12 protein-coding genes and 1 CRISPR repeat array are annotated in these 13,189 nt (G+C 33.1%); all 12 genes read left to right on the forward strand.

Annotated features, from left to right (window positions below; genetic code table 11):
• Positions 1-2: 2 nt before the first annotated feature.
• The 12 genes from H529_RS0107575 (at position 3) to cas2 (ending at position 12,686) form a co-directional block, all read left to right on the forward strand.
• On the forward strand, positions 3-2,231 hold the full coding sequence (locus H529_RS0107575) for a CRISPR-associated helicase/endonuclease Cas3 (RefSeq protein ID WP_022855921.1): 2,229 nt from the start codon (positions 3-5) through the stop codon (positions 2,229-2,231).
• Positions 2,232-2,312: 81 nt separating this feature from the next.
• Positions 2,313-3,314 (forward strand): ERCC4 domain-containing protein, encoded by a 1,002-nt coding sequence (locus H529_RS0107580; RefSeq protein ID WP_211209653.1) that lies wholly within the window; start codon positions 2,313-2,315, stop codon positions 3,312-3,314.
• A complete protein-coding gene (cas4, locus tag H529_RS0107585; protein WP_022855923.1) occupies positions 3,307-3,831 on the forward strand; it encodes a CRISPR-associated protein Cas4 in 525 nt (174 codons plus the stop codon). Before H529_RS0107580 ends, cas4 begins: the two co-directional genes overlap by 8 nt.
• 21 nt (positions 3,832-3,852) lie before the next feature.
• Positions 3,853-5,058: a type III-B CRISPR module RAMP protein Cmr1 gene (gene cmr1, locus H529_RS0107590; protein WP_022855924.1), complete on the forward strand. Its 1,206-nt coding sequence runs from the start codon at positions 3,853-3,855 to the stop codon at positions 5,056-5,058.
• Position 5,059: 1 nt separating this feature from the next.
• Positions 5,060-6,889 carry a type III-B CRISPR-associated protein Cas10/Cmr2 gene (cas10, locus tag H529_RS0107595; RefSeq protein ID WP_022855925.1) on the forward strand — a complete coding sequence of 610 codons (1,830 nt, stop codon included), beginning with the start codon at positions 5,060-5,062 and terminating at the stop codon, positions 6,887-6,889.
• A gap of 2 nt (positions 6,890-6,891) precedes the next feature.
• Positions 6,892-8,280 carry a CRISPR-associated DxTHG motif protein gene (locus H529_RS0107600; protein WP_022855926.1) on the forward strand — a complete coding sequence of 463 codons (1,389 nt, stop codon included), beginning with the start codon at positions 6,892-6,894 and terminating at the stop codon, positions 8,278-8,280.
• The gene (locus tag H529_RS0107605; RefSeq protein ID WP_022855927.1) at positions 8,273-9,298 is read left to right on the forward strand and encodes a type III-B CRISPR module-associated Cmr3 family protein; all 1,026 of its coding nucleotides are present in this window, start codon (positions 8,273-8,275) and stop codon (positions 9,296-9,298) included. Before H529_RS0107600 ends, H529_RS0107605 begins: the two co-directional genes overlap by 8 nt.
• Positions 9,291-10,118: a type III-B CRISPR module RAMP protein Cmr4 gene (gene cmr4, locus H529_RS0107610; RefSeq protein WP_022855928.1), complete on the forward strand. Its 828-nt coding sequence runs from the start codon at positions 9,291-9,293 to the stop codon at positions 10,116-10,118. Before H529_RS0107605 ends, cmr4 begins: the two co-directional genes overlap by 8 nt.
• Positions 10,111-10,545: a type III-B CRISPR module-associated protein Cmr5 gene (gene cmr5, locus H529_RS0107615; RefSeq protein ID WP_022855929.1), complete on the forward strand. Its 435-nt coding sequence runs from the start codon at positions 10,111-10,113 to the stop codon at positions 10,543-10,545. Before cmr4 ends, cmr5 begins: the two co-directional genes overlap by 8 nt.
• On the forward strand, positions 10,546-11,442 hold the full coding sequence (gene cmr6 / locus H529_RS10590; RefSeq protein WP_022855930.1) for a type III-B CRISPR module RAMP protein Cmr6: 897 nt from the start codon (positions 10,546-10,548) through the stop codon (positions 11,440-11,442).
• A complete protein-coding gene (gene cas1b, locus H529_RS0107625; RefSeq protein ID WP_028843126.1) occupies positions 11,436-12,416 on the forward strand; it encodes a type I-B CRISPR-associated endonuclease Cas1b in 981 nt (326 codons plus the stop codon). Before cmr6 ends, cas1b begins: the two co-directional genes overlap by 7 nt.
• Before the next feature lie 3 nt (positions 12,417-12,419).
• A complete protein-coding gene (gene cas2, locus H529_RS0107630; protein ID WP_022855932.1) occupies positions 12,420-12,686 on the forward strand; it encodes a CRISPR-associated endonuclease Cas2 in 267 nt (88 codons plus the stop codon).
• Positions 12,687-12,893: 207 nt separating this feature from the next.
• Positions 12,894-13,185: a CRISPR direct-repeat array (repeat unit 29 nt; unit sequence GTTTCATCTGAACCATGTGGGATATAAAG).
• The last annotated feature ends 4 nt before the right edge of the window (positions 13,186-13,189 follow it).

The raw sequence follows: 13,189 nt of genomic DNA on the forward strand, positions 1-13,189 counted from the left end.
AAATGCAAAGAATTTTAGCTAAAAGCAATCCTGAAAAAGAGTTGTACGAACATACACTTGAAGTGATTCAGTGTGCTGAAAGAGAGATTTACAATTTACGATTACTTGGATTGAATATTGACAATACTATGGAAAAGGCTATTAAGATTTGTTGTTTTGCACATGATTTGGGTAAGGTTTCAAGAGCCTTTCAGGACTCCTTATCGGGAAGTAGAAAATATATCCCTCATAATCTCTTATCGGTAGCTTTTCTTAAAACCATCTTTGACCAAATAAGCGATATTCCGGATCAATTAAAAAATAAGATAATCTATGCAGTAGGTTTTCACCACAAAAATTTTTTAGAGCTTAGTGATTTCATTAATGATTCAAAAAGAGCAGGGACCGACGGGCTTGAAGATGAACTCATTGATATAGAGACAAATAGGCTCCATCTGCTTAAGCCTATGCAGGAATTATTCAAAGAATATTTCAATGCTGATATTAAATTTAGCATAGATTACAGTATTATCGATAAACTAAAAGACATAATTTTTGATTTAAATCCATTTGATAAAGAAATTGTACACCTTAAAGGGATTTTACATAGGGCAGATCATATAGCATCTGCTGGAATAAATGAAGAATCAAAGATATATCTAAACTCTGAAGCATACAAGACTCTTAAACTTAAAATTACTCCTAAAAAATTTCAGGAAGAAATTGTTAATAAAGGAGAATCTCTTCTTCTTATTGCTCCTACTGGAAGTGGCAAGACCGAGGCTGCTTTATGTTGGGCAGGAAACAGAAAAGGAAAGATTATTTTTACCCTGCCTACAAGAGCCTCTGTTAATGCCGCATTTAGGAAGTTACAAAAATATTATGGTGATGATGTCGGCATACTTCATGGTGAAGCGGGCAGATTTATTTATTCAACTTTAAGGAGGGAATATGATGAAACAGAAGCATTAGAGGAAAGCATTTATGAAGTAAATCTCTGTAAAAATTTATTAAAGCCAATTGTAGTAACAACAATTGATCAGATTTTTTCATTTGCACTTAGAGTGCATCAGTATGAAAAGGTTCTTATGGGACTTTACGGTGCAAATATTGTTTTAGACGAAATAGATTCATATTCTCCATATACTATTGAAATATTGAAACAGAGCCTTAAAATAGCACGTCAATTTGACATAAACTTTTTAATTATGTCTGCGACAATCCCGGATATTCTGAAAGAGGAACTTAAAAAAGAAGGAATTGTGTCGGAAGAATATATCCCAGAATGGGAAGAGATAGAACTAAAAAATGAATCTAATCATGAAATACAAATTATTAATGATGATATTATTAATTGCTACAAAACCATAAAAGATCTTTCTAATGGTGAACGAGAAAGTATCCTTATTGTTTGTAATACCATTAAAAAGGCGGTTTACGTTTATGAAAAGTTAAAAGATCTGTCACCCAAACTTTATCATTCATTGTTTACTTTTGATGACAGGGAAATTAAAGAAGCAGAAATAGCTCAAGCTGACCATAACGGCAGAAGTACAGGTATATGGATTACAACTCAAGTAGTAGAGGTTTCTCTTGATTTAGATTTTGATGTATTGATAACAGAAGCTGCACCTGTGAATGCTTTAATACAAAGAATGGGTAGATGTTATCGTAAGCGTAAAGGTGTAGGGAAAGTCTTTATCTATTCAAAATCTATAAATGATAACAGTAACAGAGAATTTTATCCGTATGGAGAGCTTGCAATTAAAGAGAGTTTAAAGGCATTTGAAGGGAACAATGGTGTTTTAACTTGGCAAGAAAAGTTGAAGATTTTAAACAATTACTTTAAGAAATATTGGCAAAGTAAAAAAATTATTGATGAGAAGACGAGAGCAAAGAATATTGTTGGAGCTTTTCTAAGTTCTGACCTCACAATGCTTGAAACAGTTAGTAACAACGAGGTAAGCAGATTTTTAAGGGATTCTGGCGTTTTATTCAATGTAATTCCTGTATCAAAATTAGAAGACTCAGAAATAGAGAAGCTTAATGGGAACTATAAATGGAGAGACAGGGATGAAAAGTTGACCTTTTTGTATCAGATAAGAGGTAAAATAATTTCTGTTCCAATATATAGTTTACTAAAATTCAGGTCGTTTTTTGAGGAGACAAGATACGGTATGTTTCTGGCTCATTTAGACTACAATAGCGAGACAGGACTTAATCTTAAAACTTTACCTTCAAATTTTGGATAACTAATGTCTACCTTCTTCATCCTTGAATCAGTTAACAATCTAAAATTTCCATATCGCCTGACTATCAGGCAGGGTGAAAAGGTGCTTCTTGCTCTAAGGGTTCAGGATAGATGGCCAGGGCAAAAGGGGAATATCTTTTGTATAAGAGAGGACAACAAAGAGCTTGACCCACCTGTTGAGGAAATTGAAAGAGTCCCTGTTGTCTCATTAAAGCGTTATGGAAAAAGATTAGCTATTGTTCTTGATAGACCTATAAATAAACGTTGCGATTTTCTTTTTTTAAAAAAGAAGTATAAAACCAAAGAAGGTGAATACGAACAGATATTCTGGAGGACTCAAAGGGCTCTTACTGAAAGGAGACCAAGGGTTAAGCTCAGTACTTACCACAAAGGCAAACTAAATTTGATAGTGGATGCAAATGAAAGATATCCCTGGAAATTTCCTGATTCTGAAATAAAGAAAGACAAACTACCTGTAGGTGATTATGCATTGATTAACGAAACAGGCATAGTTGCAGTGGTAGAGAGAAAGACTTTTGACAATCTTCTTGCTGAATTGGGCAGAATGTCTGCTTTTCATCAGCAACTTGGAGAGCTTGAAGCATACAGGTATGCAGCAGTAGTAATAGAGGCAAATTACTCTGATTTCCTTAATCCTAAAAAGATTAAATTTTATACTCCAGCTTTTGCCGCCAAGGCTATTGCTGAGCTTTATGCGATGCATCCAAATCTCGCCATAGTATTTGCAGGTAATCGTAAACTTGCAAATGAATGGGCTTATAGATTTTTTTGTGCTATAAATGCTCATGAAAATGATACCCCACATGCAAAAGTCTCTGAAGTGATTGAAGAATACAGAGCCTCTCAGGAAACCAGGGGAGGGTTATATTTCGAATTAAGAAAGAGCATCATTGAAGGATTTCAAGAAGAGTTTACACTTTCAGAAATAAAAGAAAAATTTCCACATGCATCTGTTTCAACCATAAGAAAACTGCTTAATGATTTAAATAAAGAGGGTGTTATTACAAAGTACACCAAAGGCAGGAAAAGCTATTGGAAAAAAATAAATAAAGCTGATGAATGAATTAAAAGAAGATAGCTTTGACTTTCAAACACTTAAAACCAATGGTATCAAAGTAAACTATCTCTATGTTTGCGAGCGCAAGCTCTGGCTTTTTGACAGGGGAATCCAGATGGAGTCAAAATCTGACAGAGTTCTTATGGGGAAACTTCTTGGAGAGTATTCATACCCAAGAGATGAAAAAAAGGAAATACTTATTGACAACCTGATAAACATAGACATCGTTGGAGACAGTAACATAAGAGAAGTTAAATACAGCAACCGTCTTGCCCATGCTGATAGAATTCAGATACTTTATTATCTATACTATTTAAAACAACTCGGCATCGAAAAGCGAGGTATTATTAACTATCCTAAAATGAGGAAAAAGGAAGAAGTTGTTCTCACAACGGAAGCAGAATTAGAAGTTGAACAGGCTTTAATCAAAGTTCATGAAATAACTAAAAAAGATAAACCGCCAGCACTTCAGAAAAAACCATATTGCCCTAAATGTGCATATTATGAATTTTGCTGGGGGTAAAACCTATGTAGGAGGCTTTTTATGAAGACTGTAACTTTAAAAATCAAAACCATTACTCCAACATTCATGGGTGGTGGTGACGGAAAGTTTGACGAGATAAGGACATCTGAGATTAAAGGTATGTTGAGATGGTGGTTCAGAGCACTGGCTGGTAGTTTTGTAGGAAATGACTATAAAGAATTAAAAAAATACGAAGGGAGATTTTTTGGTATAGCCGATGCTAAAAAAAGCAGTCAAAAAAGTAAATTTAAATTACTAATAACTAACAGTAAGCTGAATTTTATAAATAGAAATACATCTGGCATTCCCCTAAATGGATATACCTATCTTGGCATTGGCAATGTCATTTTCAAATGGCAAAAAGAAAGTAGAAATTTTATTCCAAATCCGAATAAATCAGGCATACAGGGCAATGTATTAATAGATGCTGGTTCTACTTTTGATTTAGAGTTTTTCTTTTATCCAGGCACCACCAAAGAAGAAATAAATCTCATCACAGGCTCTTTCTATCTTGCAACAGCACTTGGAGGATTTGGCTTGAGGGCAAGAAAGTGTTTTGGTAGCTGGCAGATTATAAAGAATGAAGGCTTGGATTTAGTATTTAATCCAACGGACTATACTAAAGAGGGTATAGAAAAGAATATAGGACACTTAAAAGGTATTCTTAATAAAGAATTTAGCAATCCAACTCCTGCCACTGAATATCCTGCTATTGATGATTCACAATTTATTTTTGAAGTGATACAAACCAATGAAACAGACTATAAAGCTCTCTTAGATAATTTTGGGAAACATTATCGTGGCTTCAGGGTTTGTGCAGAAAAGCCTAAACCCGGAGTTCCAGGAACAGGGATTCATACAACGGATTTTGATTATTTAATCAATGCAAATAAGCCAAAAAACTGTGATGGGCTTCAAAATTTTAGAAATTACAAAGTAAGGAATGCCCTCTTTGGACTTAATATCGTATATCCCAATAAGAAAATTCTTAGGCTTGAAAGACCTAAAGACAACAATGAAAAAGAAATTTTAAGGCGAGCTTCTCCGATATGGTTCAGTGTAAAGGAGATTTATAATAAATTAAATCTTCATATTGTGCTTTTTAAATCTCGATTTGCTCCTGAAAATAGCAAAGTAAAATTTGATAATAGAGAGGCTCAGGTTGAGGAATATACATTTCTTGAACAAAGATTTATACCCTACATTAAAAAAAGTTTAGGAGGGTAAAATGTCTGATTATCTTTGTCTTATAACTATTCCTTCAATTGGAAAGCTTATTAAATATTCAAGGAGGACAGAGGACCTCTGGGCTGGTAGCATGATTGTGGCAAGTCTTATAAAGAGCTTTATATCAGAGATAAAAAATAAATATGCTGGAAGAATAGAACTAATATTTCCATCATCTGTTAGTAAAGACCAAAACTCTGATTTTGCTGATATTTCAAATAAAGTTCTTTTTAAAGTTCTCAAATCAAATGAAAAAGAAATAAAGGCTATAGCAGGAGAGATAGAAGCAATTACTTATAAAGGGCTTAGTGACTTAGTTGATAGTATTTTTCGTAAATGTGGGATTAATATCGATGATTATAAAGTTCTCGCTTATCATCAGGCAAAAAGTACAATCAAACTATTCTGGGCTGCCCTTCCAGTTGAAGGAGATTATAAAGCTACAAGGCAGCATCTTGATGCATTTACTGGATATTTAAAGGATGCATATATAAAAAATGATGAAGTGTTTCAAAGTTATAAGTTGATTAAGCGACAGAAACCTGAAAGTTCGTTTGATAATTATCAGAACACAGAAGACTATGAAAAATATTGCAGAGGAGCATATACCTGTACAGTTTGTAAAGAAAATACCATTATAGGGGCAACTGAGAAAGATTACAAAGGAAGCGATTTCTGGAGGCAATACTGGAAAAACCACAAAGCAAAATTTAAAGAAGGTGAAAGACTCTGTGGCTTCTGTCTTATTAAAAGATTCTTAGCAGAATATTTAAAAAAACAGTCCTTTCCTTCTACAAGCGAGATGGCCGCTACAGTGTTTAAGAAACAGGTGATTGATAATTCAGAGGCACTTGAGGAATTAACTCGTATTTTTGAGCAAGTAATTAATAAATTACCCCGAGGCAATTCTGTGAAGAAGTTGGGAGAGGAATTCAAAAAGAAATCTAATCAAAAAAATATAGAACTTCTCAAAATTGATGGTGAGTGGTTTATGATTGACACGTGGAAAAATCCAAATACTTATGCTGTATATGGTATAAATGACGATGAGGCAAAAAGAGTATGTTCACAACTGGAGGATTTTTATAAATCTCATAAAAAACCATCTGAGATGTACGCCATCTTCAAACTTGATGGGGACAACATGGGAGCAAAGATTTCAGCTCTTGACAAAAAAGGACATAAAAAATTGAGCGAATTACAATATAGTTTTGTAGAGAAAGCAAAAGAATTTATCTACGAATACTATGGTGCTCCAGTTTACATTGGAGGGGATGATATTTTTGCATTTTTGCCTGTTGAGTATGTTCTTGAGTGTGCAAAGTCAATCAGGAGTGAATATGAAGTCCACATGAAGGAAATTGCAAGCCAGTTATCGGGCTCACATAGTTTTACTATGTCAGGAGCTATATTAGTTGCCCATCATCTCCTACCTTTACAGTATTTAATCAAAGAACTTTATGAAATTGAAAAAGAAGCAAAATCCCAGAAAGGCAAAGACTCAATTGGCATAAAATTTATCAAACACTCCCTTTCATCAGATGAGGTAATATTGAAATGGGATAAACTTAGCGAGTTTGAAAGATTAAGGGATATACCAAAATCGTTTATCTATCAATTAAGTAGTGTATCAAATGTTTTTGAAGATAAGGATGGTTTAAATGAATTTCATGCACGACAGGCTTTCATAAGGAGCCTATTAAAAAGAAAAGTGAAATCGGACAGAATAGAGGGAATTATAGATCAGCTTATTGAGGTTGACAAATTATTAAATTTTAATCGTTTAAGTTCGTTGTTAAGTATACTTCATGTAATCAAAGGAGGAGATTAAAGATGGAAAAATCAATTTTTCTTTATCCTCTTGGGGATCTGAGTAAATATAGAGAAATTACATATATTTATAATTCGGAGGAAAATAAATCTAAACTTCCAATTCTGTGGCTTTGTGAGAAACTAGAAAATGTTGAAAAAATAGTATTTGTTATTACAAAAAAATTGCAGAAAGATTACTATCTACTCTTTGAAAATCTTTGCGAATTTTTGCTCAATAAAAGAATTGACGAGGTGTTTGAAAAAGATATAATTAAGCGTTTTAAACGAAAAGAGAATTATGAAGAACATAAAAGTCTTTTTTGTGAGACTTTAAAATCAAAAACTAACTTCACATATGATTTTTTAGTTATTGATGAAGATAACCTTGTATCTTTTGTAGCTAATTTAAAGACATTTATGGAAAAACATATTGACAATATTTTTCATATAGACATTACTCATGGATACCGGTTTATACCTATGTTTTTAACAATAGTGGTATCACTTCTTAAAAATGCAGGTTTACCTATCAAGCTTGGAGAGATATTATATGCCTTCGGTGAAACTTCAGCAAAAAACAGAGTTATAAGTCTTAAGGAATATATGGGTGTTATGGATTGGTCACACGGTATTTTCACATTTAAAAACAGTGCAAATATTAGACCTATTGCAGAGTTTTTACAGGGCTTAATGAATGATATTTCCGAAACACTGAATACTCTTCAATCTTCCCTTGATATGAATCTTTCTCCTAAAATAAAGGAAACCTTAAAAGAATTAAAAATAAAAATTAATGATTGTAAATTTGAGAATGATGTATATTCACTAGTTTTAGAAGAAATAAGAAAAATGCTTGGTGAATTTAAGAGCAATGGTTCTCAATCTGAATTTGAGTTTTCCCTTGCAAAGTGGCATTTAGAGAATAAGAGATACCTTCATGGATACGTCGCATTGATTGAGTCTTTAGTAACTAAACTCTGTGAGGCATATAAACTTAATTCGTCTAAAAGAGAAGACAGGGAAATAGCTAAAGCAATTCTCATACCAATAAAAGAAAATCACCAAAATGAAGAATACAAACAATTTATTGATAAGTACATTAAAGGCAATGCTGCTTTGTATGATATTCAGAAACCATTAAGTATATTATTCAATGAATTAAGCAATATAAGAAATTGCTTTGCTCACATAAAAGATTTATCTGAAGATGAGGCAAATAAAATCTATAAAAATTCAATTAAATTAGCCGAACATTTGACTCCTTCAACTTTAAGTAAGAAGATTAAATGGGAGAAGTTTGAAGCAATATTTGAAGATATAGAAAGATTGCCGAACCTTTTAGTAGTAGAAAAGCTTAGAGAACTGTCAAATATTTATAAAAACCTAAGCAAGGAGCAAGGCAATGTATAACTATCTTATAAAACCAATTGATTTATTCATATTAGGCAATCCTTCCCCCTTTAACAGTGCTGAACAGACCTACAGAGCCTCAGAAAAAATTATAAATCCTATACCTTTTTTCGGAGCACTTAGAAAAAAGTTTAAGGATGCACAGATTAATTTTATATCCTTGATTAGTAAAAATAAATTTCTTTTTCCCTTACCATTTGATATTGTGAAGACTGATACCGATTATAAACAGGGAATATTAAAGAGAACTGCTTCATCTAAGTTTGTATCTGACTCAGAGGATGAATATTGGGTCAGTTTTGGAGAAGAAAAAATTCATAGAGAATTTGATAGATATATTGATTCTTACTTTATGGACAAATATTTGCTCAGTGAATTTGAAGTGGAGAATATTAAAACCTCGGAGCCAATCAAAACAGAAAAAAGAATCGGCATAAAGATAGATAGACAAAAGAGGACTACAGAAGAAGGATTTTTATACTTTGAAGAGTATCTCAGATTTAAAGAGGATTCTGCTTTTTATATCAAAACTAACTTTAAAGCTTCAGAAAAGACAATCAAACTTGGTGGTGAATCAAGGATGGCTATTTTAGAAGAAATAGAAATAGCTATTGAAGATGAATTTGTAAATATTGATCGCATTCAAGAACATATTATCAATAATGGTCTTTTTAAGCTAATACTTCTTACACCTACTAACGGTCCATGTGAAATATCTGGAGCAAGGATGATTGCTAAGGTAGTAGAAAGACCCTATGTTTACTCAGGCTGGTTAAGAAAGGATAAGGACGCCTTTCCATCAAGGCTATTCAACCTCATAAAACCGGGTGCTGTTTTTTATTACAGAATTGAAAACAGTAATAGAGAAGAGTTTGTAAAATCCCTTTTTAATAGATTCTGGCTAAAGCCTGCATTTTTTAAACCTGATTTTCCATACTTTGAAAGCTTAGATGGGATAAATCCACTATGTTTAGGATTAACAATAATAGGCACAGTTAAGGAGGTTAGCTATGAGTAATTTAGCTGTATTTTACCATTTTTACACATCTCTACACTTTGGTAGCGGCACAACATTAAGTTACATTGATCTTCCAGTAGAAAGGGAATCTCATACGAACTATCCTGTAATGCCGTCAACGGGAATTAAAGGTGTATTCAGGGCATGTTATCAGCAAACATACGGAGAAGAAAAAGCTGAAAGCATTTTTGGTAAAGGAGATGAAGAAGGAAAACTCACATTCGTTGACGGACGAATACTATTCTTCCCTGTAAAATCTGCAAGAGGAGTTTTTGTATGGATTACCTGTCCTATGGTTTTGCAAAGATTTGAAAGGGATATGAAAATTATAAAATCTGATTTTAAAATTAATTTTCTGGCAAGCCTTAATTTTGATAATGATGAGGTGGCTTATGTTTCAAGTGATAGAATTACAGTCAATGATTTTTTAATTCTTGAAGAACTGAGTTTAAAAAAAAAGAATAACATTGATTTTAATTGGATTGACCAGCTTAAGATTGGTATAGATAAATCAAGAATAGCGGTTATTTCTGATAATATGTTTTCATATTTTGTCAAGAATGCAACTGAGATAAATGCAAGAATTAGAATTGACCAAGAGAAAGGAACCGTTGAAGAAGGGGCACTATGGTATGAAGAACTCGTGCCAGCGGAATCTGTATTTTATAGCCTTGTAATTGAAAGGAGTAAGGATAGTTGTAAGGATTTACAGCAATTCATTAAGACTTACAATAATCAGATTTTCCAGTTTGGTGGAAATGAAACCCTTGGCCGTGGTTTTGCAAAAGTAATTCTATATGGAGGGGAGAAAAATGGCTAAGACTCTTGAACAAAAAAGGGCAGAATATGCATATAAGATTGTTGAAAGAGTAAAAGATCAAAGCTATGCATCAGATTTTTCATCGCTCGTATCAAAGATGCATTCATATATACTAACAAACGGTCTTGGAAACACCCTGGCTTTTCTATTTTCAAAGGGCAAAGAGCACCATCTTCTTATCGCTGGCATAATGGCTGACTGGATACTGAGAAAGTGCAAAATTGTTTCTACTAACGGTTTTGATAGGTTTAATGATCACTGGATTTTTAATAGTGATAAAGTCAAAAGCAAATTAGGTGATATTTTGAATGGCCTTGTTCTGGAACTAGATGTATATCATTACTCTGTGGTTACAAATGAACTACTTTCTCTTTTCATCTGGCTCAAGCGGTTTTCAGATGGAATTATTGAAAAAGGAGGTAAGTAAATGTATTTAGTTCCTAATAATTCAAAGATCTCTAATAATTTTCTACCTGATAATCCGCTTTTACTAATGAATAAGTTTATAAAAATAATTAATGTGAATGACAATAGTAAACTGGAAATTTTAAAAATTGATAAAGCAAAAACAGAGATTTTTAGAAGCTTGAAAAGTGATATTATTTTGAGAAATATGAAAAAGCTTTTTTCTGAAATAAATAAAAAAATGAAGATTATTGCTAAATCTTATTCCTTATTCACCTCTTCTCGACTTATTGTGGGTCTTGGCTCAACCTCAGTGCTTGAGACATCAATAAAACTTCACCACATCTATGGAGTGCCATACATACCTTCAACTGCTATTAAAGGACTCTTGAGGGCATACAAACTCTGGAAGCTTGCTGACTGGGATATGGAGCTTTTCAGCGCATTTGAGTATGCAATTAAATTAGTTTATGAGAAATGTAAAGAGCCAGAAAAGGAGTTTTGCGAAAGACTAAACAATATCCAGAAAAAAGAATTAAAGCCTGAGGCAAATATTTTGTTGGACAAGACAGAGATGATTTTTAAAAAGAAGAACGAATTATTTGAAATTTTACAAATCTTCGGCAGTCAGGTAAATAGAGGAAGCCTAATAGTTTTTGATGCCTATCCTGAGCAGTTGAATGGTTTTGAAATTGACATAATGAACCCCCACTACCCTGACTACTACCAGGATAATCAACCGCCTGCAGATTGGCAGAATCCAAATCCTGTAAAGTTTCTTGTTTTACCTGCGGGAACCAGATTTAATTTTTACTTTTTAAATCCCTATGAGCAGCTTGAAAGTGATCTGAAAAATGCTTTACAACTACTTGGAATAGGTGCAAAAACAGCTCTTGGGTATGGAGTTTTTCAATCATGAGAAACTATTATATTTTCTCAAATGGAAGGCTGAGACGGAAGGATAACACCATTTACATAGAAAACGAGCAGGGTGACAAAAAAGCCATACCCATTGAAGATGTAGATACCATCCATGTTTTTGGAGAAGTTGATCTAAACACGAAACTTCTTAATTTTCTCTGCCAGCACGGAAAGACTGTACATTTTTACAACTACTATGGATTTTACTCTGGAAGCCTTATGCCAAGAGACAGAAACGTATCAGGGCATCTTTTAGTAAAACAGGTTGAACATTATCTTGACCAAGAACGCAGATTTTATCTTGCTTTTTCCTTTGTAGAGGGTGCAATCTTTCACATGTTAAGAAATCTAAGAGAATATAAAAATACTGAAGGATTTCAGGAAAAAATCAAAAAAGAGTTAACCAATGCCGTTGAGGCAAAAAACATCAGTGAGCTTATGGGATGTGAGGGTAGGGCAAGAGATGTTTATTATGAGGCATTCAATACTATCTTAAAATCAGATTTTTCAATGGAAAAAAGAGAGAAAAGACCTCCTACAAATCCCGTTAATGCTTTAATTTCCTTTGCAAACAGCATGATTTACACAACAGTGTTGAATGAGATATATCATACCCAGCTGAACCCTACAATAAGCTATCTTCATGAGCCAGGGCACAGGCGATACTCTCTAAGTCTTGATATTGCAGAGATATTTAAACCTCTCATAGCAGACCCAATTATATTTAAATTGATAAACAACAACATGCTCAGGCTTGATGACTTTGAGGAAGATGTAAATTATTGCTATCTGAATGACAGTGGTAGAAAAAAGTTTATCAAAGAGTTTGACCAGAAGCTTACCACAACGATAAAGCACAGAAAAATGAAAAGAAAGGTTTCTTATAGGAGTTTGATTAGGATTGAGTGTTACAAGTTGATTAAACATTTGATAGGAGATGAAGTATATAAACCTTTTAAGGCTTGGTGGTGATATATGCCGTATTTGATTGTTACCTATGATATAGGAGAAGAAAGGCTAAATAAAGTGAGAAAAATTCTTAAAAAATACTTTATGTGGGTTCAGAATTCGGTTTTTGAGGGAGAGATTAGTGAGGGAAAGTTATTAAAGTGCAAGTTAGAGCTGGAAAAGGTAATCGATAAAGAAAATGATTCTATATATTTTTACAGTCTTGAGAACAGGTTGAACTACAGAAAAACAGTCCTCGGAATTGAAAAGGATATGACAGGGAATATTTTATGATTTTGCATCGAACCTGGTTTTCTGCCAAAATTTGAATAAACTTAATGAATGCTACATAATGAAGATATTTTTTATTAGCTTTTTTAAAATCGATTGAAGGTTTGATGCAGATAAAATCAAATCTAGGTTGTAGATAAAATTATAGATTGTTTTAAAATTTTTATGTATAAAGCTTTTGCATGTAATTTTATGTTCTTTGACAATTGGGTTTCATCTGAACCATGTGGGATATAAAGTTAAAAAGAAAGTATCTTCAAGTGTTGACCTACTTGGTTTCATCTGAACCATGTGGGATATAAAGCTCTTCTTCATTTTTAGCAAAATATTGATAAAGCAAGTTTCATCTGAACCATGTGGGATATAAAGTCTGCTGATGCGGTAATAACATTACTAATCGCCTTTCAGTTTCATCTGAACCATGTGGGATATAAAGAATCATGCAAGGCCACAAAAGCATTTAATCTTGTTGTGTTTCATCTGAACCATGTGGGATATAAAGACTT

It is taken from the genome of Thermodesulfobacterium thermophilum DSM 1276 (assembly GCF_000421605.1).
In the GTDB taxonomy this organism is placed as follows: domain Bacteria; phylum Desulfobacterota; class Thermodesulfobacteria; order Thermodesulfobacteriales; family Thermodesulfobacteriaceae; genus Thermodesulfobacterium; species Thermodesulfobacterium thermophilum.

What these genes read in the sequence shown, in the direction of transcription:
- H529_RS0107575 (WP_022855921.1), top strand. Translation starts at nt 3, where the DNA reads ATGCAAAGAATTTTAGCTAAAAGCAATCCTGAAAAAGAGTTGTACGAA.
- cas4 (WP_022855923.1), top strand. Translation starts at nt 3,307, where the DNA reads ATGAATGAATTAAAAGAAGATAGCTTTGACTTTCAAACACTTAAAACC.
- cmr1 (WP_022855924.1), top strand. Translation starts at nt 3,853, where the DNA reads ATGAAGACTGTAACTTTAAAAATCAAAACCATTACTCCAACATTCATG.
- cas10 (WP_022855925.1), top strand. Translation starts at nt 5,060, where the DNA reads ATGTCTGATTATCTTTGTCTTATAACTATTCCTTCAATTGGAAAGCTT.
- H529_RS0107600 (WP_022855926.1), top strand. Translation starts at nt 6,892, where the DNA reads ATGGAAAAATCAATTTTTCTTTATCCTCTTGGGGATCTGAGTAAATAT.
- H529_RS0107605 (WP_022855927.1), top strand. Translation starts at nt 8,273, where the DNA reads ATGTATAACTATCTTATAAAACCAATTGATTTATTCATATTAGGCAAT.
- cmr4 (WP_022855928.1), top strand. Translation starts at nt 9,291, where the DNA reads ATGAGTAATTTAGCTGTATTTTACCATTTTTACACATCTCTACACTTT.
- cmr5 (WP_022855929.1), top strand. Translation starts at nt 10,111, where the DNA reads ATGGCTAAGACTCTTGAACAAAAAAGGGCAGAATATGCATATAAGATT.
- cmr6 (WP_022855930.1), top strand. Translation starts at nt 10,546, where the DNA reads ATGTATTTAGTTCCTAATAATTCAAAGATCTCTAATAATTTTCTACCT.
- cas2 (WP_022855932.1), top strand. Translation starts at nt 12,420, where the DNA reads ATGCCGTATTTGATTGTTACCTATGATATAGGAGAAGAAAGGCTAAAT.